25 protein-coding genes are annotated in these 19,613 nt (G+C 55.5%); 18 read left to right on the forward strand and 7 right to left on the reverse strand.

Going from position 1 to position 19,613, the window contains the following annotated elements; all coding sequences use genetic code 11:
* Nucleotides 1-63 precede the first annotated feature (63 nt).
* Genes waaA through coaD form a run of 3 tightly spaced genes read left to right on the forward strand, consistent with a single transcriptional unit; the run spans nucleotide 64 to nucleotide 2,604 of the window.
* Nucleotides 64-1,341: a lipid IV(A) 3-deoxy-D-manno-octulosonic acid transferase gene (waaA, locus tag ACJ8IL_RS21710; protein WP_025304695.1), complete on the forward strand. Its 1,278-nt coding sequence runs from the start codon at nucleotides 64-66 to the stop codon at nucleotides 1,339-1,341.
* Complete coding sequence (locus tag ACJ8IL_RS21715) at nucleotides 1,342-2,115, forward strand: glycosyltransferase family 2 protein (RefSeq protein ID WP_025304696.1); 774 nt, start codon at nucleotides 1,342-1,344, stop codon at nucleotides 2,113-2,115. It begins immediately after the preceding gene.
* Between the two features lie 3 nt (nucleotides 2,116-2,118).
* Nucleotides 2,119-2,604, forward strand: coding sequence for a pantetheine-phosphate adenylyltransferase (gene coaD, locus ACJ8IL_RS21720; RefSeq protein ID WP_033631353.1), 486 nt, complete (start codon nucleotides 2,119-2,121; stop codon nucleotides 2,602-2,604).
* Nucleotides 2,605-2,607: 3 nt separating this feature from the next.
* Here coaD and mutM read toward each other — a convergent pair whose 3' ends face one another.
* The 4 genes from mutM to radC form a co-directional block, all read right to left on the reverse strand.
* Nucleotides 2,608-3,423, reverse strand: coding sequence for a bifunctional DNA-formamidopyrimidine glycosylase/DNA-(apurinic or apyrimidinic site) lyase (gene mutM, locus ACJ8IL_RS21725; RefSeq protein ID WP_308370336.1), 816 nt, complete (start codon nucleotides 3,421-3,423; stop codon nucleotides 2,608-2,610).
* A gap of 81 nt (nucleotides 3,424-3,504) precedes the next feature.
* Complete coding sequence (rpmG, locus tag ACJ8IL_RS21730) at nucleotides 3,505-3,672, reverse strand: 50S ribosomal protein L33 (RefSeq protein WP_002442576.1); 168 nt, start codon at nucleotides 3,670-3,672, stop codon at nucleotides 3,505-3,507.
* An 11-nt stretch (nucleotides 3,673-3,683) separates the two neighbouring features.
* Nucleotides 3,684-3,920 (reverse strand): 50S ribosomal protein L28, encoded by a 237-nt coding sequence (gene rpmB, locus ACJ8IL_RS21735; protein ID WP_004931195.1) that lies wholly within the window; start codon nucleotides 3,918-3,920, stop codon nucleotides 3,684-3,686.
* 262 nt (nucleotides 3,921-4,182) lie between these two features.
* Nucleotides 4,183-4,866, reverse strand: coding sequence for a RadC family protein (gene radC / locus ACJ8IL_RS21740; protein WP_025304698.1), 684 nt, complete (start codon nucleotides 4,864-4,866; stop codon nucleotides 4,183-4,185).
* Nucleotides 4,867-5,049: 183 nt separating this feature from the next.
* Between radC and coaBC the strand changes: the two genes are divergently transcribed.
* The 3 genes from coaBC (at nucleotide 5,050) to slmA (ending at nucleotide 7,551) form a co-directional block, all read left to right on the forward strand.
* Complete coding sequence (coaBC, locus tag ACJ8IL_RS21745) at nucleotides 5,050-6,267, forward strand: bifunctional phosphopantothenoylcysteine decarboxylase/phosphopantothenate--cysteine ligase CoaBC (RefSeq protein ID WP_038630299.1); 1,218 nt, start codon at nucleotides 5,050-5,052, stop codon at nucleotides 6,265-6,267.
* Nucleotides 6,245-6,703, forward strand: a complete 459-nt coding sequence (gene dut / locus ACJ8IL_RS21750; RefSeq protein WP_016929680.1) for a dUTP diphosphatase — start codon at nucleotides 6,245-6,247, stop codon at nucleotides 6,701-6,703. The genes coaBC and dut overlap by 23 nt, the downstream gene beginning before the upstream one ends.
* Before the next feature lie 251 nt (nucleotides 6,704-6,954).
* On the forward strand, nucleotides 6,955-7,551 hold the full coding sequence (gene slmA, locus ACJ8IL_RS21755) for a nucleoid occlusion factor SlmA (RefSeq protein WP_025304700.1): 597 nt from the start codon (nucleotides 6,955-6,957) through the stop codon (nucleotides 7,549-7,551).
* Nucleotides 7,552-7,582: 31 nt separating this feature from the next.
* Here slmA and pyrE read toward each other — a convergent pair whose 3' ends face one another.
* Together pyrE and rph are read right to left on the reverse strand one after the other, a co-directional pair.
* Nucleotides 7,583-8,224: an orotate phosphoribosyltransferase gene (gene pyrE, locus ACJ8IL_RS21760; protein ID WP_049205345.1), complete on the reverse strand. Its 642-nt coding sequence runs from the start codon at nucleotides 8,222-8,224 to the stop codon at nucleotides 7,583-7,585.
* Nucleotides 8,225-8,320: 96 nt separating this feature from the next.
* The gene (gene rph, locus ACJ8IL_RS21765; RefSeq protein WP_025160305.1) at nucleotides 8,321-9,037 is read right to left on the reverse strand and encodes a ribonuclease PH; all 717 of its coding nucleotides are present in this window, start codon (nucleotides 9,035-9,037) and stop codon (nucleotides 8,321-8,323) included.
* A gap of 126 nt (nucleotides 9,038-9,163) precedes the next feature.
* On the opposite strand from rph, the gene ACJ8IL_RS21770 reads away from it, so the two are divergent.
* From ACJ8IL_RS21770 to ACJ8IL_RS21785, 4 genes are all read left to right on the forward strand, one after another.
* A complete protein-coding gene (locus ACJ8IL_RS21770; RefSeq protein ID WP_141971898.1) occupies nucleotides 9,164-10,027 on the forward strand; it encodes a YicC/YloC family endoribonuclease in 864 nt (287 codons plus the stop codon).
* A gap of 175 nt (nucleotides 10,028-10,202) precedes the next feature.
* Complete coding sequence (locus ACJ8IL_RS21775) at nucleotides 10,203-11,426, forward strand: tyrosine-type recombinase/integrase (RefSeq protein ID WP_197791476.1); 1,224 nt, start codon at nucleotides 10,203-10,205, stop codon at nucleotides 11,424-11,426.
* 18 nt (nucleotides 11,427-11,444) lie between these two features.
* The gene (locus ACJ8IL_RS21780; protein ID WP_193168782.1) at nucleotides 11,445-12,134 is read left to right on the forward strand and encodes a hypothetical protein; all 690 of its coding nucleotides are present in this window, start codon (nucleotides 11,445-11,447) and stop codon (nucleotides 12,132-12,134) included.
* Between the two features lie 304 nt (nucleotides 12,135-12,438).
* On the forward strand, nucleotides 12,439-12,657 hold the full coding sequence (locus ACJ8IL_RS21785; RefSeq protein WP_072010297.1) for a helix-turn-helix transcriptional regulator: 219 nt from the start codon (nucleotides 12,439-12,441) through the stop codon (nucleotides 12,655-12,657).
* 30 nt (nucleotides 12,658-12,687) lie between these two features.
* On the opposite strand, the gene ACJ8IL_RS21790 is transcribed toward ACJ8IL_RS21785, so the two are convergent.
* Complete coding sequence (locus ACJ8IL_RS21790) at nucleotides 12,688-12,879, reverse strand: toxin-antitoxin system HicB family antitoxin (RefSeq protein WP_149571885.1); 192 nt, start codon at nucleotides 12,877-12,879, stop codon at nucleotides 12,688-12,690.
* Nucleotides 12,880-13,014: 135 nt separating this feature from the next.
* On the opposite strand from ACJ8IL_RS21790, the gene ACJ8IL_RS21795 reads away from it, so the two are divergent.
* From ACJ8IL_RS21795 to ACJ8IL_RS21830, 8 genes are all read left to right on the forward strand, one after another.
* Nucleotides 13,015-13,191, forward strand: a complete 177-nt coding sequence (locus ACJ8IL_RS21795) for a host cell division inhibitor Icd-like protein (protein WP_164053487.1) — start codon at nucleotides 13,015-13,017, stop codon at nucleotides 13,189-13,191.
* Nucleotides 13,184-13,537, forward strand: coding sequence for a hypothetical protein (locus ACJ8IL_RS21800; RefSeq protein WP_442516826.1), 354 nt, complete (start codon nucleotides 13,184-13,186; stop codon nucleotides 13,535-13,537). The genes ACJ8IL_RS21795 and ACJ8IL_RS21800 overlap by 8 nt, the downstream gene beginning before the upstream one ends.
* A 47-nt stretch (nucleotides 13,538-13,584) precedes the next feature.
* Complete coding sequence (locus ACJ8IL_RS21805; RefSeq protein WP_043148424.1) at nucleotides 13,585-13,866, forward strand: hypothetical protein; 282 nt, start codon at nucleotides 13,585-13,587, stop codon at nucleotides 13,864-13,866.
* Nucleotides 13,863-14,213 carry a DUF5375 family protein gene (locus ACJ8IL_RS21810; RefSeq protein WP_208093658.1) on the forward strand — a complete coding sequence of 117 codons (351 nt, stop codon included), beginning with the start codon at nucleotides 13,863-13,865 and terminating at the stop codon, nucleotides 14,211-14,213. Before ACJ8IL_RS21805 ends, ACJ8IL_RS21810 begins: the two co-directional genes overlap by 4 nt.
* 9 nt (nucleotides 14,214-14,222) lie before the next feature.
* Nucleotides 14,223-16,904 carry a DUF927 domain-containing protein gene (locus tag ACJ8IL_RS21815; protein ID WP_442516827.1) on the forward strand — a complete coding sequence of 894 codons (2,682 nt, stop codon included), beginning with the start codon at nucleotides 14,223-14,225 and terminating at the stop codon, nucleotides 16,902-16,904.
* A 421-nt stretch (nucleotides 16,905-17,325) separates the two neighbouring features.
* Nucleotides 17,326-18,051, forward strand: coding sequence for an NAD-dependent aldehyde dehydrogenase (locus tag ACJ8IL_RS21820; protein WP_103774497.1), 726 nt, complete (start codon nucleotides 17,326-17,328; stop codon nucleotides 18,049-18,051).
* Complete coding sequence (locus ACJ8IL_RS21825) at nucleotides 18,048-18,293, forward strand: ogr/Delta-like zinc finger family protein (protein WP_197791472.1); 246 nt, start codon at nucleotides 18,048-18,050, stop codon at nucleotides 18,291-18,293. The genes ACJ8IL_RS21820 and ACJ8IL_RS21825 overlap by 4 nt, the downstream gene beginning before the upstream one ends.
* Nucleotides 18,294-18,676: 383 nt before the next feature.
* Nucleotides 18,677-19,564: a sce7726 family protein gene (locus ACJ8IL_RS21830; protein WP_197784852.1), complete on the forward strand. Its 888-nt coding sequence runs from the start codon at nucleotides 18,677-18,679 to the stop codon at nucleotides 19,562-19,564.
* Nucleotides 19,565-19,613: the final 49 nt, after the last annotated feature.

The following is a 19,613-nucleotide window of genomic DNA, read 5'->3' on the forward strand; positions in this document are numbered from 1 at the left end:
TAGCGCCTTTCCCTTCCAGTTATGGTACTATTCCGAATAACCCATATAAATGAAATTGATAGAATGTTGCTGCGTTTATATCAGGTACTACTCTACCTCATCCAACCCCTGATCTGGCTCCGCTTACTGCTGCGCAGCCGCAAAGCTCCAGCCTACCGTAAACGCTGGGCGGAACGCTATGGCTTCTGCGCCGGGAAAGTCGTGCCGGGCGGCATTATGCTGCATTCCGTCTCCGTCGGCGAAACGCTGGCGGCCATCCCGCTGGTGCGGGCGCTGCGCCATCGTTACCCCGCTTTGCCGATAACTGTGACCACAATGACCCCGACAGGTTCAGAACGCGTCCAGTCCGCTTTCGGCAAAGACGTGCATCATGTCTATCTGCCCTACGATCTGCCCGGTTCCATGAACCGCTTCCTCGACCAGGTGAATCCCAAGCTGGTGATCATCATGGAAACCGAGCTATGGCCTAACCTGATCAACGCACTGCATCAGCGGCAAATCCCCCTGGTGATCGCCAATGCGCGCCTGTCGGCTCGCTCCGCCGCTGGCTACAAGAAAATTGGCGGATTCATGCGCGATATGCTGCGCCGCATTACGCTAATCGCCGCACAGAACCAGGAAGACGGCGATCGGTTTATCGAACTGGGCCTGAAACGCTCGCAGCTGGCCGTAACCGGCAGCCTGAAATTCGATATCTCCGTCACCCCGGAGCTGGCCGCCCGCGCCGTTACATTGCGCCGCCAATGGGCGCCGCGCCGCCCGGTGTGGATCGCCACCAGCACCCATGACGGTGAAGAAACCATCCTGCTTGAAGCGCACCGCAAACTGCTGGAAAAACACCCCGACCTGCTGCTGATCCTGGTGCCGCGTCACCCGGAGCGCTTCCCGACCGCCAAAGAGCTGGTGCAGAAGGCCGGCTTCAGCTACACCCTGCGCAGCAGCGGCGAAATCCCGTCCGGCAGCACCCAGGTGGTGATCGGCGATACCATGGGCGAACTGATGCTGCTGTACGGCATCGCCGATCTGGCCTTTGTCGGCGGCAGCCTGGTGGAACGCGGCGGGCACAACCCGCTGGAAGCCGCCGCGCACGCCATCCCGGTGCTGATGGGCCCACATACCTTCAACTTTAAAGACATCTGCGCCAAGCTCTCGCAGGCCGAAGGCCTGATCACCGTGACCGACGTGGATTCGCTGGTGAAGGAAGTGGAAACCCTGTTGACCGACGAAGATTACCGTCGCTACTACGGCCGCCATGCGGTGGAAGTGCTGTATCAGAATCAGGGAGCGTTGCAGCGCCTGCTGCAGCTGCTTGAACCGCATCTGCCGCCCCGGAGCCACTGAATGAGCAGCCGCAAAAGCCTGTCGGTGGTGATGATCGCCAAAAACGAAGCCGGGCTGTTGCCGGACTGCCTGCGCTCTGTCGCCTGGGCCGATGAAATCATCGTGCTGGACTCCGGCAGCGAGGACGACAGCGTCGCCGTCGCCGAAAGTCTGGGCGCCAAAGTCTTCACGCACACCGACTGGCAAGGATTCGGCAAGCAGCGTCAGCTGGCGCAAAGCTACGCCAGTCATGACTACGTTTTGATGATCGACGCCGACGAACGCGTCACCCCCGAGCTGCGGCAATCCATCGAGCGGGTGTTGAACGCACCGGACGACGGCGCCGTCTACAGCTGTGCGCGGCGCAACCTGTTCCTTGGCCGTTTCATGCGCCACAGCGGCTGGTATCCCGACCGCGTCAACCGCCTGTACGCCAACCAACGCTATCGCTATAACGACGATCTGGTGCACGAATCGCTGAACATCGGCGACGCCAAAGTGATCCCCCTCAGCGGCGATATGCTGCACCTGACCTGCCGCGACTTCTTCGCCTTCCAGCGCAAACAGCTGCGCTATGCCGAAGAGTGGGCCACGCAACGCCACCGGGCCGGCAAGCGTTGCGGCTATCTGTCCATCCTGACCCACACGCTCGGTGCCTTCGTCAAAACCTGGCTGCTGCGGGCCGGTTTCCTTGACGGTAAACAGGGGTTGCTGTTAGCGGTGGTCAACGCGCAATATACCTTCAATAAATATGCCGCATTATGGGCATTGGGCCGCAACTACTCAGAGAAGTGAATCATGACCAGCAAAGCCATCTATCCCGGGACCTTCGATCCCATGACCAACGGCCACCTGGATTTAGTGACGCGCGCGTCGCTGATGTTCGATCACGTGATTCTGGCCATCGCCGCCAGCCCGAGCAAAAAGCCGCTGTTCAGCCTGGATGAGCGCGTGGCGCTGGCGACGCAGGTCACCTCGCATCTGGGCAATGTGGAAGTGCTGGGTTTCAGCGAGCTGATGGCGCACTTTGCCGCTCACCAGAATGCCAATATCCTGGTGCGCGGCCTGCGGGCGGTGTCTGACTTTGAGTACGAATTGCAGCTGGCGAACATGAACCGCCATTTGATGCCGACGCTGGAAAGCGTGTTCCTGATGCCTTCCGAGGAGTGGTCGTTCATCTCCTCCTCTCTGGTGAAGGAGGTCGCGCGTCACGGCGGCGATATCGCGCCTTTCCTGCCTGACGTGGTTACGCAGGCGCTGATGGCGAAGCTCGCCGCCGAGTGATGCTCAGCGCTGGCAGCGCCGGCAAAAGAAGGTGCTGCGCTGCCCGTGCTTGGCGGATTCGATCGGCGTGCCGCACGCGCGGCAAGGTTCTCCCGCCCGCCCGTAAACCTGCAACTCCTGCGCGAAATACCCCGGTTTGCCGTCCGACTGCAAAAAGTCGCGCAATGTCGTACCGCCCTGCTCGATGGAGCGCTGCAACACCGCCTTGATGATCTTCACCAGCCGTTCCGCTTCGGCTTTGCTCAACGATCCCGCCGGACGATCGGGCAGGATCCCGGCGCTGAACAGCGATTCGCTGGCGTAAATATTGCCGACCCCGACCACCAGCTTGTTATCCATCAGCCACGGTTTAATCAACGTGCGCTTATTGCGTGATTTTTCATACAGGTAGTCACCGTTGAACGCTTCGCTCAGCGGTTCCGGCCCCAGGTGCGCCAACACGCTGCTGGTCGCCAAATCTTCGCACCACAGCCAGGCGCCGAAACGGCGCGGATCGGTATAGCGCAGGATCATGCCGTTGCTGATCACCAAATCGACGTGGTCGTGTTTGCCCGCTTCATCTTCGTTCTCCTCGCGCAGCATGCGCAGGCTGCCCGACATGCCCAGGTGCACGATAATCCAACCGTTCTCCAGCTCGATCAGCAGGTATTTGGCTCGGCGCTGCACGCTGAGCACCGGCCTATCGCTCAGCGTCAGGATCTGCTCGGAAACCGGCCAGCGCAGGCGCGCGTTGCGCACCACCGCATACTGAATGCTGTGGCCGACAAGATAAGGCTCTATACCGCGTCTGCTCGTCTCAACTTCCGGTAATTCAGGCATCTGGCTTCCCCTCCGACGTTTTCTACCCTTTATAAAACAAAAAACCCGGCCAAGGCCGGGTTTTTCATTAATCCACTAAAATTATTTAATTTTAGCTTCTTTGTATACTACGTGCTGACGGACAACTGGATCGAATTTCTTCAGTTCCAATTTTTCCGGCTTAGTACGCTTGTTCTTCGTGGTGGTATAGAAGTGACCAGTACCAGCAGAAGAAACCAGCTTGATCTTCTCGCGAACACCTTTAGCCATGATTCAGTTCCTTAATACTTCTCACCACGGGCACGCAGATCGGCCAGAACCGTCTCAATACCCTTCTTATCGATAACACGCATACCTTTAGCAGATACACGCAGAGTTACAAAGCGCTTCTCAGCCTCAACCCAAAAACGGTGTGAGTGCAGGTTAGGCAGAAAACGGCGTTTGGTCGCGTTCATTGCGTGGGAACGGTTGTTACCGCTCACCGGGCGCTTGCCAGTAACTTGGCAGACTCGGGACATGTCTATTCTCCAAAAATCAAATCAGCTCGAGCTTCGTATAGGGTATGGCCGCCTCGTCAGGCTTTTAGAGCCCATCTCAGCAAACTTCATACTGAGGAGACTCTCGTCATCAGGTAGAAACCACACATCAGGTCAGAAACCTGCTGAGATAGGCTCTTGCGCCAAACCCAAGATTCTCAAAGGTGGCGTAGTATACGCTCTGAAGCGTAAGTGCTCAAGTCCCGAACAGCTAAAGATCCCACAAGGATCGCGAAAAAATCGCTTAAAGCCATCCGCGCTCGGCAAAAGAGACGCATTCACCCCGACCGATCACCAAATGATCGAGCACTCGGATCTCCAATAACTGACAGGCTTTCACCACCTGTTCCGTTATCAAACGGTCGGCATGACTGGGTTCAGCCTTACCCGAGGGGTGATTATGCGCGAGAATCAGCGCGGCGGCATTAGCCTTCAACGCTTCACGCACAATTTCTCTCGGGTAGACGACGACGCTGCTGATGGTACCAGCAAACATCTCCTGATGGCGAATAACCCGGTGCTGATTGTCTAAAAACAGTACCAAAAAGACCTCTCGCTCACGATGGGCCAGCAGGCTTTGCAGATAATGCTGGGTGACGCGCGGATTGAGCATGGCGTTTTCCTGCGACAAATGGCTGGAAAAGAAGCGCAGTGCCAGCTCGGCAATCGCCTGCAGCTGCGTATAGCTGGCATCCCCCAGGCCTTTTTGGCTACAAAAAGCCTGATGATCGGCCGACATCAGGTGATAAAGCGAGCCGAACCGGCGCAGCAGCTGCTCCGCCAGCTGCATCACGTGCACGCCGGGCAATCCGGTGCGCAAGAAAATGGCCAACAGCTCTGCGTCGGACAGCGCCGCCGCCCCCTGCATCAACAGCTTTTCACGCGGCGCCAGCGCGCCCGGCCAGCACGCCACAATCGGGTTGCTCATCGTGTTCCTCCCTGAAAGGGCTACAGCATGCCATGTGCTGCCCGGCGCGTTCGACAGGTGTTTGATAACATTGCGAAGTGTTTCGCAAAGCACAATGTAACGCCCTGCAGCCATTGCGGAATCGCTCACCTGAACGGCGGATATGCTAAAATGGCGCATCTTTCGGCTTTCAATCGGACAATGATGATGACGGGACTTTCCGGCAAACATATTGTGCTTGGCATCAGCGGCGGCATCGCCGCCTACAAATGCCCAGAGCTGGTGCGCCGCCTGCGCGACAGGGGTGCAGAAGTGCGCGTGGTGATGACCCACGCCGCCAAGGCGTTCATTACGCCACTGACGCTGCAGGCCGTTTCCGGTTACCCGGTGTCCGACGATCTGTTGGATCCCGCCGCCGAAGCCGCCATGGGCCACATCGAACTGGGCAAGTGGGCGGATCTGGTGATTCTGGCGCCGGCGACCGCCGATCTGCTGGCGCGCGTCGCCGCCGGCATGGCCAACGATCTGCTGACTACCGTCTGCCTGGCGACCGACGCCCCTATCGCCGCCGCCCCCGCCATGAACCAGCAGATGTATCGCGCCGCCGCCACGCAGGCCAACCTGCAAACGCTGCAGACGCGCGGCATGCTGCTCTGGGGGCCGGACAGCGGCAGCCAGGCCTGCGGCGACGTCGGCCCGGGCCGCATGCTGGATCCGCTGGACATCGTCGACCTGGCGAACGCGCATTTCTCCGCCCCGCAGGATCTGCAACATTTGCAGGTTATGATCACCGCCGGCCCAACGCGTGAAGCGCTGGATCCGGTACGTTTCATCAGCAATCACAGCTCCGGCAAAATGGGCTTCGCCATCGCCCGCGCCGCCGCCGCCCGCGGCGCGCAGGTGACGCTGATCGCCGGGCCGGTCAGCTTGCCGACGCCGCCATCGGTCACCCGAGTGGACGTCACCAGCGCGCTGGAGATGGAGCAGGCGGTGCAACAGCGCGCGGCGCAGCAGCAGATTTTCATCTCCTGCGCCGCCGTGGCCGACTACCGCCCCGAGCAGATCGCCGATGAAAAAATAAAAAAACAGGGTGATGAAATCGTCCTCAAGATGGTAAAAAACCCCGATATCGTCGCCGGCGTGGCCGCGATGACCAAAAATCGACCGTTTGTCGTGGGGTTTGCCGCCGAAACCCAGAATGTGGAAGAATACGCGCGGCAAAAACTGGCGCGTAAGAAGCTGGATTTGATTTGCGCTAACGATGTATCGCTTGCAGAGCACGGGTTCAACAGCGACACCAATGCCCTGCACCTTTTTTGGCAGGATGGAGAAAAGCGCCTGGCGCTGAGCGACAAGGCACTCCTTGGCCAACGTTTAATAGACGAGATAGTCAGCCGTTATGATGAAAAAAATCGACGTTAAGATCCTCGACCCGCGTATCGGTCAGGATTTCCCGCTACCGACCTACGCCACGCCGGGCTCCGCCGGTCTCGACCTGCGCGCCTGCCTGGACAGCGCGGTAGAGCTGGCGCCGGGTGAAACCACGCTGCTGCCCACCGGCCTCGCGATCCACATCGCCGACGCCGGCCTGGCGGCAGTGATCCTGCCGCGCTCCGGCCTGGGCCATAAGCACGGCGTCGTGCTGGGTAACCTGGTCGGCCTGATCGACTCCGATTACCAGGGCCAGCTGATGGTGTCCGTTTGGAACCGCGGCCAGAAGCACTTCACCATCGAGCCGGGCGAACGCATCGCGCAGATGGTCTTCGTGCCGGTGGTGCAGGCCGAATTCAACCTGGTGGAAGAGTTCGACAGTAGCGAGCGCGGCGAAGGCGGCTTCGGCCACTCGGGGCGCCACTAAGCGCCACCCAATGCACGATGGCCGGCAGGGAAACGTCGCCTGAACCTTGCCTTTCCGGGGAGAAGGATGTCTCTGCGGCAAGGTTTTACCGCGACAATTGCAGCGCACACCAGGCAGCGCGGAAAAAGGCCGTTAAGGCCGCTGACCCCAGCATCGTAAAAAAGCTATCACATAAGCCGCACAGAGCCTGCTCTGCAGCGGCCGGTGCCCGGGTTTCCGTCAGTTAAGTTTTAGCAAGGGTCTAATCAGACATGGCAGAAAAAGAAAATACGAAAAGGAATCGGCGCGAGGAAATATTGCAGGCGTTAGCCCAGATGCTGGAATCCAGCGACGGCAGCCAGCGCATTACCACCGCCAAGCTCGCCGCGAACGTGGGTGTTTCTGAAGCTGCGCTGTACCGGCATTTCCCCAGCAAGACACGGATGTTCGACAGTCTGATCGAGTTTATCGAAGACAGCCTGATCACCCGCATCAACCTGATCTTGCAGGACGAGAAAGAGACGTTTAATCGTCTGCGCCTGATTTTACTGCTGATTCTGGGCTTTGCGGAACGCAACCCGGGGCTGACGCGCATCATGACCGGCCACGCGCTGATGTTTGAACAGGATCGCCTGCAGGGCCGCATCAACCAGCTGTTCGAACGCATCGAGGCGCAGTTGCGTCAGGTGCTGAAAGAGCGCAAATTGCGCGAAGGAAAAGGCTTCATCGTCGATGAAACGCTGTTGGCCAGCCAGCTGCTGGCCTTCTGCGAAGGCATGTTGTCGCGCTATGTGCGTTCGGAATTCCGCTATCGTCCAACGCAGGAATTCGACGCCCGCTGGCCGCTATTGGCGGCACAGCTGCAATAACGAAAACGCCGGGCATGCCCGGCGTTTTTATTTATACCCCGAACTGCTCGCGGTAAGCGCGCACCGCCGCCAGGTGGTCCGCCATTTCCGGTTTCTCTTCCAGATAAGCGATCAGGTCCTTCAGCGTCACGATCGAAATCACCTTGCAGTGATAGTCGCGTTCCACTTCCTGAATGGCGGAGATATCCGCGCGGCCGCGTTCCTGACGGTCGAGGGAGATCAGCACCCCCGCCAGCGAAGCGCCGCTGGCGCCGATGATTTCCATCGACTCGCGGATCGCGGTGCCGGCGGTGATCACATCATCCACCAGCATCACACGCCCCTGCAGCGGGCTGCCGACCAGCGAACCACCCTCGCCGTGGGTCTTGGCTTCCTTGCGGTTAAAGCAGTAAGGCACGTCGCGCTCATGGTGTTCCGCCAGCGCAACCGCCGTGGTGGTGGCGATAGGAATGCCTTTATAGGCCGGGCCAAACAGCAGATCGAAATCGATGCCGGAGTCCATCAGGGCTTCGGCGTAGAAGCGCCCCAACAGCGCAAGATCGCGCCCGGTATTAAACAGGCCGGCGTTGAAGAAATACGGGCTGGTGCGGCCGGATTTCAGGGTGAACTCGCCGAATTTCAATACCTGCTTGTTAAGCGCGAACTCGATAAACTGGCGCTGATAGGCTTTCATTACTGCTTCTCCTCGTCTGAATCTGCTTGGGTCTTGTCATTACTGCCGCCCGATCGTCGGGCATAAAAAAGGCGACTTCTCAGTCGCCTTAAAAAATCAGTCCGCCAGCGCCGCTTTCTGCGCCTGGAAGATGGTTTCGATGCCCCCTCGGGCCAGCGCCAATAGCGCCAACAGCTCATCGTGGCTGAACGGCTCGCCTTCGGCGGTGCCCTGCACTTCAATCATGCGGCCGTCTTCCATCATCACCACGTTCATGTCGGTTTCCGCCGCGGAATCTTCCACATACTCCAGATCGCACAGCGCTTCGCCGTTGACGATGCCGACGGAAACCGCCGCTACCATGCCCTTCATCGGGTTGGCTTTCAGCTTGCCGTTGGCCACCAGGGTGTTCAGCGCATCGGCCAGCGCCACGCAGGCGCCGGAGATAGAGGCGGTGCGGGTACCGCCGTCGGCCTGCAGTACGTCGCAGTCGAGAGTGATGGTGAATTCACCGAGCTTTTTCAGATCCACCGCGGCGCGCAGCGAGCGCGCGATCAGGCGCTGGATCTCCAGCGTGCGGCCACCCTGTTTGCCTTTGGCGGCTTCACGGGCGTTGCGGCTGTGGGTGGAGCGCGGCAGCATGCCGTACTCGGCGGTGATCCAACCTTGCCCCTGGCCTTTCAGGAAGCGCGGAACGCCCTCTTCTACCGTGGCGGTGCACAAGACTTTGGTATCGCCAAACTCAACCAGCACTGAACCTTCAGCGTGTTTGGTATAGTGACGGGTCAGTGTCAGGGGGCGAACTTGCTGTGGTGCTCTGCCTGCAGGACGCATGGGCTCTCTCCGGCTTCAAATCAACTATTGGCTGCGCATTATACGGGCTTCGTGACGTAATGCCTATCCTGCCCGCGGTCGCGACGCTATAATCGCCCCATCTTTTCCTATTACGGGTACGCATCAATGATCCGCAGCATGACCGCCTACGCCCGGCGTGAAATCAAGGGTGAATGGGGCAGCGCAGCCTGGGAGCTGCGTTCCGTTAACCAGCGCTACTTAGAAACCTACATCCGTCTGCCGGAGCAATTCCGCAGCCTGGAGCCGGTGATCCGTGAACGTATCCGTGGCCGCCTGACGCGCGGCAAAGTCGAATGCAACCTGCGTTTCGAACTGGATCCAAGCGCGCAAAGCTCGCTGATCCTGAACGAAAAACTGGCCAAACAGCTGGTCGAAGCCGCCAACTGGGTGAAAATGCAGAGCGACGAAGGGGAAATCAACCCGATCGACGTGCTGCGCTGGCCGGGCGTGATGTCCGCGCAGGAGCAGGATCTAGACGTCATCAGCGCCGAGCTGATGCAAGCGCTGGACGGCGCGCTGGATGACTTTATCGTCGCACGCGAAAGCGAAGGCGCCGCGCTGAAAACGCTGATCGAACAGCGCCTCGACGGCGTCAGCGCCGAAGTGGTCAACGTGCGCGCCCAGATGCCGAACATCCTGCAATGGCAGCGCGAGCGCCTGGTCAGCAAGCTGGAAGAGGCGCAGGTACAGTTGGAAAACACCCGCCTGGAGCAAGAGCTGGTGCTGATGGCGCAACGTATCGACGTCGCCGAAGAGCTGGACCGTCTGGAAGCGCACGTGAAAGAGACGCACAACATCCTGAAGAAGAAAGAAGCCGTCGGCCGCCGCCTCGACTTTATGATGCAGGAGTTCAACCGCGAATCGAACACCCTGGCCTCCAAGTCGATCAATGCCGACGTCACTGCTTCCGCCATCGAGCTGAAGGTGCTGATCGAGCAAATGCGCGAGCAGATCCAGAACATCGAGTAATTTATCAGCATGTGTCATGCAATATAAAATATTCATAAAAGCCCGTCACTTACGGGCTTTTTTAGTCTCATTCAGTCCCACTTCACCTACTCAAACCTCACAATTTTGATGTACCATAGACTGTACCAACCATGAAAATGGTACATACACTTTTGGTACAAGGTAGTTATTGAGCGTGGGAAAACTTACGGATATACAGATAAAAGCTTGGGTAAAGGCGGGGGAACGCTTCGAAGGCAGGGCCGATGGTAATGGTCTCTATCTTTGTTACCGCGATAGCTTCGCAACACCAAAATGGCGCTTCCGCTACAGTTTGGCAGGTAAAGCGCGAGCTATGTGGATCGGGTCCTATGGGGAGCTTTCCCTTGCTAAAGCGCGTGAAACAGTCAGGATGCTTTCAGCAAGAGTTGCTCTTGGGTATGACGTGGCAGGTGAGAAAAAAGAGCGTAAAGCGTCTGCTATCGCCAAAATCGAAGCAGATAAGAACGCACGTCGAGTCTCTGACCTAGCGACCGAATATTTTGAGCGGCAGATTCTTGGCCGCTGGAAGCATCCAGACATTCTCAGACGTAGAATAGATAAGGATATCAATCCAAGTATCGGCCACCTTAAAGCTGATGAAGTTAAGCCACGGCATATTGATGATATGCTACAAAATATCGTTTCACGTGGTGCCCCAACCGTAGCCAACGATGTCTTACGTTGGACTAAAAGAATTTTCAATTACGGGATTAAAAGACATATTCTTGAGGTAAACCCTGCTGCTGCATTCGAACTTGCGGATGCAGGTGGGCAAGAGAAATCGCGGGAAAGATTTCTTACTGATGACGAACTATCCCAATTATTCTCGGCAATGAAAAAAGCCAAAGGATTCGGCCGACAAAATGAGCTCACGTTTAAACTACTTTTACTCCTTTGTTGTAGGAAAATGGAGCTATGCTCAGCTCGATGGGAAAACATAGACTTAAATAATGCCATTTGGCACCTAACCGGTACAAAAAATGGTGATGATATTGATATTCCTCTTCCCGAGAATGCCATATTATGGCTAAATGAACTCAAGATTATGTCATGCAACAGTGAATGGGTTCTTCCCGCAAGGAAAATGCAGAATCGTATGATCCCCCATATTGTAGAAAGCACCCTCCCAGTTGCTCTTGCAAAGCTACGACCTCACTTACATGGCATTGATAATTTCACTATTCATGATTTTCGACGTACAGCCAGAACACACCTCGCCTCGCTTGGTGTTGATCCTATAGTTGCAGAACGCTGCCTTAATCACAGAATCAAAGGTGTTGAAGGTATTTATAATAGACATCAGTATTTTGATGAGCGAAAGAAAGCATTACTATTATGGCAAGATAAATTAATTAAATTAGATATGGACTCTGATTAAATGAAAAGTTTTCAGCGGATGACGGAATTCGAAAGATTCGCAACCTTACCATCTATTACTATCGATGAGCTGTCTAAATGTTTGGTCGGAGTATCACCATACGCAAGAAGAAAAGACATAGATGGTGAACATCTTGAGATAATCACTCATATACGAGTGAGAATAAAAAGAACTCTAGAAGAGATTTTCAAAAACGAAAAAATACCCAGGGTTACAAACTATGGTGAATACAAACCGCATCCGCACCCAATAGATATGGATGAGAAGGTAAAATCAGACATTATATTCTCAGTCGGATTTAACTGTCGGGATGATGTGACAACGCCAAGTGCAATCATTGATAGATGTAAAGTTGCCATTAGTAGTTTAGCAATGAACTCCAAAACAAGGTCACTTCTTCAATTCATTGGTGGCGAAGCTGAATTGCTGGGTAAGCAATTAGTTGCTAATAATAGAGGGCTATACAAAAAAGAAGAGGAAGTTGTTAGCCTAAATAAAATTATTGGTATAACCGTAAGCTTACTTGCGCAGGAGAAAAATAAGTCCAATCCATCAAAATGGCTAAAAAAAGACAACACTGTATGTGTTGAGCATGTTAAAGACTTAATTGATGACTTTGTCGAAAAAAATGGAATTTCCAGTGATGGGTTAAGAGCCTCTTCGATCAGAAGTAAAATATCAGCAGCCATAAAGACAATTTACGACTAAAATCAATATATTAACACTCACAAAACATACATGTGAGTGTTTTACCACCTTAAAAACCAACTCATCACGCTCCATCACCCTCCATCCCCCTCCCTGCGTATCCATGCAGCTCCCAAAGATTACCCATAAAAATAAAAACAAATAAAAATCAATTACATACAAACACAACAACACCACGCCAACTCAATGAAATTGGTTTTGTTTTATTGGAATTAACATTGATTTTATGTAATTCCATTTTCGCTGGAACTACAACGCCGTGGGTTTTAATCTCGCATCATCTCATGGCATCACAGGTATCAACATGCAAACAACTAATTGTAATAATTACGGTTTTATACCTCAGACGGGTTTTGTTAGACAAAGAACGCTTATGCCTTGTTTGCCTTTTTCACACGCAACACTTTGGAGAAGGGTTTCAGCAGGAACATTTCCAAAACCAGTAAAAATTTCAGCGAAGATTACTGCATGGAAAGCAGAAGAAATCAGGGAGTGGATCAATGCTCAAAACGATCTTGCCTGATGCGGCCAGAACGCCGCATCAAACAAAGAATCAACCTTTGGGCTCGATACCACGGCGTTTTAATTCGTTTCTGGCTAACTCTTTGAACCAGTTTCCGAGGCTCATCTCGTCTTTGGCTGCTTCGGTGTTTAGCTGTTCTCTTAGGTCTGGCGGGATTCTAATTTGAAAAGTCGGAGAAAAACCTTCGCCTTTAGGACTTTTGTCTCGTTTTGCAGTTGACATGTACGTACATAACCTCTTAGTATCATCACCGTTATGTACGTACACTATCACGGTGTGCGTATTAAACACAACGGCTCTGAACAGTGCGGTAACACTGCCAGAGCCTCACCATTCACGTAAATTGAGAGCAACGCTATGGCTACATCAAAGTGTACCTACATCTTTGCCGCAATCAACCGCACCCAGCGCAAAGTCCGTCCGGTGATGTTGCGTATTACTGCCGGTGACGAACGCAGCGCCCGCCGCCAGTTGGCCGGTGACTACGTACTCCTGTTCGCTGGTCGCCTGCCACAGGGAGGCTGCCATGCGTGAGTTTCCCCAGCACGGCGAGCGCTATCGCCATCAGCAAGGCAGAACGGTGCGTATCCTGAGCCTGTATCGCGCCGATGAGGCAACGGCCCGTAAAAACCCGGAGTTCGCCTATGAAGTGGTGTTTGAGTATGACCTGTCCGGCAACATGACCTCCATGCCGCTGCCGTGGTTCAGTGAGGTGTACCGCAAAATCGCCGATGCGCCGCGCAACCTTGCTCCCCGGCCAGCCGCCGGTCAGTCGCCGCTCAGGCTGCACCCGTCTGTAAAGGTGGTCTACAGCCGCCCGCGAGAGACACGACGGCCGACGCCGGAGCACAACGACACCCATTATTCCCGCTTCCTGTAACGCGGTTTATCACGCTTCATTTTCTTCGATTCTGACGGACAAAAATCATGACTTCATCACATGGGCAATCATCAGCTCAGGGCACGCTGTTGCCGCCATCCTGCCGCTACCTGTCTTACGGCATGACCGAAGACGCCTTTGAGAAACTTAATCGCGCCAAGCAGGCGTGTTCGCTGCTGGATATGTTGTTCGCCGGGCAGGCCGCCTCTACGCCGTTCCCGACCGGCATCACCACGCAGGAAATGGCCGCCATGGTGGCTTACCTGTCGGAGGATTTGGCCTTCGTTCAGGCGCAGTGCGCCGCAATTAACGGCGAGGTGGTCGCATGACGCTGGATAACGGTTCTGCCTCCTGCATTCCACTGGAAGTGCGCACCGCGCTGTTTCGCCGTGCAGTAGCCGAGGCCTATCTCGCCGCCTGTGCGGCGCAGGGCATGACGCTTCCCCACACGCTGGACAGCCTGCAGATGCTGATTGCCAGCGACATCGAAGCGCTGTTTGTGAAGCTGCACGGCGTTGACGAAGGCATGGCGATTGCCTGCTCGTTGCTGGGCGATATGGTGGCCCCGGACATTCTGCTGGCGGCACCGCAGCTCACGGCGCAAGGCTGCAACATCATGGCGGAGCTGTGCGGCGTGGCGGTCACATCCGGCCATTCGGCACCGACGCTGCATTAAGGGGGCGCAATGACCAAGTTAGAACAGACCAAACAGGCCGCCCGCGGCCGCTGGGACGTTATTTTTCCGCTGCTGGGGGTCACGGTACCCCCGCACGGTCAGCACGGCCCCTGCCCGTCGTGCGGCGGCATCAAGCCGTTTCGTATGGACGACAAGAACGGCGACGGCCGCTGGATTTGCACGCACTGCACACACGGCGACGGACTGGACTTGGTGGCGAAGGTCAACGGCCTCAGCCTCGGTCAGGCCGTCAACGAAGTGGCCGACGTGCTGCAACTGAGTCAGGTGCAGCAACAGCCGCCCAAGCCCGCCAGAAGAGAAGCCTCCAAACCGGCACCGGCGGTGGCCGACACGGTAGCGCAGTGGCTGGCCGCCTGTACGGAGGGGCAAAGCGAGTATCTTACCGGCAAGGGGTTTGCCAGCCTGCCGCAGCCGCTGACCACCACGGCCCGTAAGAGCGGCGGTGTGGACTTTCCGCCGGGGTCGCTGCTGCTGGCGCTGACGGACATCCACGGCGCCGTGACGGGCGCGCAGTTGATTTCCCCGCTGGGGGATAAGCGGCTGTTGCCGGGGACGGTGCAAAAGGGGGCATTTATCGCCCTCAGTGCGTCCCCACAGAGCGACGCGCCGCCGACGCAGGTGATTATCACCGAAGGCTACGCCACCGCGCTGACGGCCGCCCAGCTCGCCGCAGGCTGGGTGGTGGCCGCCATCTCGGCCAGCAACCTGCCGAACGTGGCGCAGGCGGTGCACGCCCGCTGGCCGCAGGCCCGCATCGTCATTGCCGCAGACAATGACTTCTACGACGGCAAAGAGAACACCGGCAAGGTCTGGGCGGAGAAAGCCGCCAAGGCCGTCAACGGCTGCGTGACGCTGCCGCCGACCCGCCATAAGGCGGACTGGAACGACTTTATGCAGGAGAACGGCCCGGCACGCGCCAAGGAAGCGTTTAACGAAGAGCTGGTGCAACTCGGTAAGTCGGCGGTGAAACTGCCGCAGGGCTTCAGGCTGACGCAGGAATACCTGTGGTTCGACAAGCAGGTGCAGAAGTCGGACGGCGACACCGAAATCCGCAACATCAAAATCAGCAACCCGTTGCGGGTGACGGCCATCACCTGCGATGCCGACGGCGGCAACTTCGGCCGTTTGCTGGAATGGGAGGACACCTACGGCCAGCCGCGTAAATGGGCGATGCCGATGGAGATGCTGAGCGGCAGCGGCGAAGAGCTGCGCCGTATCCTGCTGGTCAACGGCCTGTCGTACATCAGCACCACCGGCGAAGCCCGCGCCCGGCTGATGGAGTATATCTCCCTGTGCAAGCCGGAGCGCAAAGTCACCTGCGTGAACAAAACCGGCTGGCACGGCGATGTGTATGTGTTGCAGGACGAGGTTATCGGCGACGGTGCGGAAGCGGTGATTCTGCAAACCGCCAGCGTGCAGGGCAAAGATTTTCGCGTGGCCGGGACGCTGGACGACTGGCAGGAGCAGATTGGCCGGTACTGTGTCGGCAACTCCCGCGTGGCCTTTGCGGTCAGTCTGGCATTTGCCGCGCCGCTGCTGCGACTGGTGGGTATGGACGGCGGCGGGTATCACCTCAAGGGCGAATCCACCGACGGAAAAACCACCACCATGAAGGCGGCCACCTCGGTGTGCGGCGGCCCGGATTACTGGCACACGTGGCGCTCCACCGGTAATGCGCTGGAAGGCACCGCCAGCCGCCGTAACGACGCGGCGATGATGCTCGATGAAATCCGGGAAGTGGACGGCCGCGAGGCCGGAAACATCGCCTATATGCTGGCGAACGGCCAAGGCAAGGGGCGGGCAGGCACCGACGGCGAGTTACGCGCCCGCAAGCAGTGGCGGCTGTTGTTCTTCTCCACCGGGGAGCTGTCGCTCACCGAACACGCTGCCCGCGCCGGCGAACGGACGTTTGCCGGGATGGAAGTGCGGATGCTCCAGATACCGAGCGACTCCGGCAAATACGGCGTATTTGAAAGCCTGCATGGGTTCGACAGCGGTAAGGCGCTGGCGGAACATTTTGAAGTTGCCACCGCGACGGTGTACGGCACGCCGTTCCGCGCCTGGCTGAAAGCCCTCACCGCCGACCTGAACGGCATGACGGCCAGCGCCAAGGCGCTGATGAAGGAGTACACCCAGTTGCTGATGCCGGATAACGCCGGTAATCAGGTCGGGCGGGCCATCAACCGCTTTGCGCTGGTTGCCATGGCCGGGGAACTGGCGACGCGACTCGGCATCACCGGCTGGCCGGAGGGGGAAGCACTGCGGGCGACCCAGACCTGTATGCGCGCATGGCTGGCTGACCGGGGCCACAGCGCCAATCAGGAAGACATTGCCGCGCTGGAACAGGTGCGCACCTTCTTCACGGCCGGGCAGTTCAGCCGCTTTGCCGACTGGCATAACGAGATGAACCGCCCCGGCAACATGGTGGGCTGGCGCAAGGTGGAGAAAGGCAACCATGCCCGGCAGGTGGAGGCGGTGACGACGTTCTATGTGATGCCGTCCGGCTGGAAAGAAATCTGCAAGGGCTACGATGCGCGGAAGGTGGCAAGGCTGTGTGCAGAGGCCGGTTTTCTGGTTCCGGCCAAGGACGGCAAAATGCAAACGGCCACCCGCCCGCCAGAGATGGGCGTCAAGAAGCTGTATGTCTTCACCAGTGACGTCTTAGGGTAAGGCTTTACGCGAGTCTTATTATTAAGGGGTAACAGAGGTAACAGGGGTTACAACGTTGTAATCACTGGAGAAAATCTGTTACCCCTTTTATTTTGGTTGGGGTAACAGGGGTAACAATATCGGCGTCGTTTTATCCTGTTACCCGTTGTTACCCCAACCATTCTCGCCGGGGTAACACAATTTTCCCTTTAAAATCACATCTGTAACCTGTGTAACCCCTGTTACCCCCGCGAATCGATAAAGGCATAGGCCGATTCACCGAAACGCCCCTTCTCTGGCGGGCCATTCCTTCCCCAAAAGTGTCACCTAACCCATTGAAAAAAGGCCACGTTGTGTAGCCGGAGTGACAACCAACATCGATGGCAGTGTTGTGCGGCATTCAGCAGAATACCTCCTATAGACTGATACCGGAGACACAACCATGAGCACCACTGCCTTACCGAAATCCATCACCGATAAACTGCAAGCCCTGCGTGACGCTCGCGCCGCCCACGACAAAAACTATCAGGCATTAAACGACGTCGTGACAGGCATTGCCCGCTGCCACCAACAGAAGAAAGAGACCGAAGTGGAGAGCCATGAGGCAGAAAGCCAGTGGCGCACGCTATTTCGCAAACTGCGCGGGGAAATGACCCCGGAATTGCAAGCGCAGCACCACAGCCGGATTTCCAAACGGGAGCTAGCGAAGGAATTCGACGGCCTGATTGAAGAGATGGAACTGGATAAAATAGGGTTTCACCTCAGATGTGGTGAATCAGCGCCAAAGGTAGTGACCGCGCACAAAGACGTCCTCACGACCTTTGCTGCTCATGCGATGCATCAGGCAGTAGATGCGATGAGCACGGCGCTTATCAGCCCTGACGTTATCAAAGCTTGCGCACTGGCTGTACGGGCTTACGGCGTCTATGAGGGCAATCCGATGAAAATGATTGAACAGCAGATACTGGGAACGCTACAAGGCCGCATTTATGTTGCCATTGCACAGCAAAATATCAACCATCCGGTGCTTAATGAGATTGGCCTGACGATACCGCAAGAAACTGGCGTATTGCCGGAGCTGAAAAGGAGTCCTGCCAAACGCATGCAAGTTGCTCTTGAGCTGAAGGAAAAACGTCAACGCATGCAGCAGAAGGGGACCAAATCATGATGCGCTGTCCTTTCTGCCGCAGCGGTGCACACACCCGCACCAGCCGCTATCTGACGGAACAGACCAAAGAGGCTTATTACCAGTGCCAGAATATTGACTGCTCCAGCACCTTTAAGACGCGAGAGAGTATCGAACACGTGATCCGCCAGCCATTGCCGCCACAACAGCTCATGGCACCGGTGTCACCGCCACCACTCCAGCGAACGCTTAACCGATACGGAAACCACCACCACGTGCATTGATGCCTCCCCACCCGCCCCCTTCCCGGTGCGGGTTTTTTATTACCTCCCCCCCCTCTTCTTTCTCGGCTTTTTCTCTGGCGGGCCTCTCTTTTTGAGCGTGCATGCATAGGGTGCATGATTTTGCATGCAAAAAAATGCAGTTGCCGTCTCCCTCTGCCCCAGTACTGGCGCGGTTTGGAGCTGCTCATGCAACTGCATGAAAAGCGGTACATGAAGCGGGCAGGCGAGGCGGGGATAGTATTGCGCGCAAGACGATATTGCGAATATCCATGCGATGCTGGACGATTGCCGAAGACTTAGGCTATACCAGTGAAGATGCTTGAGCTGTATGAAAAAAATAGGCTATGATTACATTGTAATACACTATTTATATCGGAGTTGTTATGCCTGTTCCACAGGGAAATAGAGTTGACAGCAGGATTGCTGCACAACTATTCACTAGCCAAGCTATAAATAAGATAGCAGATGGTGATCTTACATTTCTCTATAAAGTGTTGAGTGATTATTTAACTCCGACTGTTTATCCATTGAAAGTGGCTCAAGTTTTTGAATTAGCCTTTAGAAAGCTATCATTGGACTATAAGACTGAGTATTTTTTTAAGAATGCAATAGCTAATAAACTTTACATAAGAAGGCATGCCGAGAAAAATGTAACGATGTTGTCGGAATTCAGAGTAGGAAACAACAAGGCCGACTGTGTGATTGTTAATGGAAATTCAACGTGTTACGAGATAAAAACAAAGTTTGATAGCTTAAAGAGACTACCAGATCAACTTTCTTCATATTCAAAAATCTTTGACAAGGTTTATGTCGTTTGTGATCAGACACATATTAACAATGTATTATTACATGTTCCTGATGAAGTTGGTGTTATCGAGTTTACAGAGAAAGGGGCCTTGAAAGAGGTTAAGAGGGCTATCGTCAACACCCATGAAATAGACCGCGAAATTTTGATCAGCTCTTTAAGAAAACCCGAGTATGTTTTGATTGCAGAAAAGTTGACAAACAAGCCTTTAGAATCATCCAATATGAGCATTTATGCAGATTGCCTTAATATATTTAATCAGGCAAGCTCTGAAGAACTGAGAAAGCTTTTTAAATATGCTTTAAAAACGCACAGAAAAACAGACTTTGGCTTTGTTAATAAACTCCCACCATCCCTTACAAACATGGCGATTAGCTTTAAACTTACTAGGTCAAAGAGATTAGCACTTGGAAATATTCTTACACAAAGCATTCATAAGGATGAAATATGTACTTCCCATTCATAAGAGGTAAGCAATTCGAATTGGTTGCTCTTAGAGAGCTTGCTCCAAAATT

It is taken from the genome of Serratia sp. CY47444 (genome assembly GCF_052168635.1).
GTDB classification, from domain to species: Bacteria; Pseudomonadota; Gammaproteobacteria; order Enterobacterales; family Enterobacteriaceae; genus Serratia; species Serratia bockelmannii.

Coding starts and splice junctions, on each gene's coding strand:
- rpmG (WP_002442576.1), bottom strand. CDS start 3,672: ATGGCTAAAGGTGTTCGCGAGAAGATCAAGCTGGTTTCTTCTGCTGGT.
- slmA (WP_025304700.1), top strand. CDS start 6,955: ATGGCAGAAAAAGAAAATACGAAAAGGAATCGGCGCGAGGAAATATTG.
- radC (WP_025304698.1), bottom strand. CDS start 4,866: ATGAGCAACCCGATTGTGGCGTGCTGGCCGGGCGCGCTGGCGCCGCGT.
- ACJ8IL_RS21820 (WP_103774497.1), top strand. CDS start 17,326: ATGAGCACCACTGCCTTACCGAAATCCATCACCGATAAACTGCAAGCC.
- waaA (WP_025304695.1), top strand. CDS start 64: ATGTTGCTGCGTTTATATCAGGTACTACTCTACCTCATCCAACCCCTG.
- ACJ8IL_RS21790 (WP_149571885.1), bottom strand. CDS start 12,879: ATGTCAACTGCAAAACGAGACAAAAGTCCTAAAGGCGAAGGTTTTTCT.
- ACJ8IL_RS21825 (WP_197791472.1), top strand. CDS start 18,048: ATGATGCGCTGTCCTTTCTGCCGCAGCGGTGCACACACCCGCACCAGC.
- coaD (WP_033631353.1), top strand. CDS start 2,119: ATGACCAGCAAAGCCATCTATCCCGGGACCTTCGATCCCATGACCAAC.
- ACJ8IL_RS21800 (WP_442516826.1), top strand. CDS start 13,184: ATGCGTGAGTTTCCCCAGCACGGCGAGCGCTATCGCCATCAGCAAGGC.
- mutM (WP_308370336.1), bottom strand. CDS start 3,423: ATGCCTGAATTACCGGAAGTTGAGACGAGCAGACGCGGTATAGAGCCT.
- dut (WP_016929680.1), top strand. CDS start 6,245: ATGATGAAAAAAATCGACGTTAAGATCCTCGACCCGCGTATCGGTCAG.
- ACJ8IL_RS21785 (WP_072010297.1), top strand. CDS start 12,439: ATGCAAACAACTAATTGTAATAATTACGGTTTTATACCTCAGACGGGT.
- ACJ8IL_RS21780 (WP_193168782.1), top strand. CDS start 11,445: ATGACGGAATTCGAAAGATTCGCAACCTTACCATCTATTACTATCGAT.
- ACJ8IL_RS21815 (WP_442516827.1), top strand. CDS start 14,223: ATGACCAAGTTAGAACAGACCAAACAGGCCGCCCGCGGCCGCTGGGAC.
- ACJ8IL_RS21805 (WP_043148424.1), top strand. CDS start 13,585: ATGACTTCATCACATGGGCAATCATCAGCTCAGGGCACGCTGTTGCCG.
- ACJ8IL_RS21795 (WP_164053487.1), top strand. CDS start 13,015: ATGGCTACATCAAAGTGTACCTACATCTTTGCCGCAATCAACCGCACC.
- ACJ8IL_RS21830 (WP_197784852.1), top strand. CDS start 18,677: ATGCCTGTTCCACAGGGAAATAGAGTTGACAGCAGGATTGCTGCACAA.
- ACJ8IL_RS21810 (WP_208093658.1), top strand. CDS start 13,863: ATGACGCTGGATAACGGTTCTGCCTCCTGCATTCCACTGGAAGTGCGC.
- coaBC (WP_038630299.1), top strand. CDS start 5,050: ATGATGACGGGACTTTCCGGCAAACATATTGTGCTTGGCATCAGCGGC.
- rph (WP_025160305.1), bottom strand. CDS start 9,037: ATGCGTCCTGCAGGCAGAGCACCACAGCAAGTTCGCCCCCTGACACTG.
- pyrE (WP_049205345.1), bottom strand. CDS start 8,224: ATGAAAGCCTATCAGCGCCAGTTTATCGAGTTCGCGCTTAACAAGCAG.
- rpmB (WP_004931195.1), bottom strand. CDS start 3,920: ATGTCCCGAGTCTGCCAAGTTACTGGCAAGCGCCCGGTGAGCGGTAAC.
- ACJ8IL_RS21715 (WP_025304696.1), top strand. CDS start 1,342: ATGAGCAGCCGCAAAAGCCTGTCGGTGGTGATGATCGCCAAAAACGAA.
- ACJ8IL_RS21770 (WP_141971898.1), top strand. CDS start 9,164: ATGATCCGCAGCATGACCGCCTACGCCCGGCGTGAAATCAAGGGTGAA.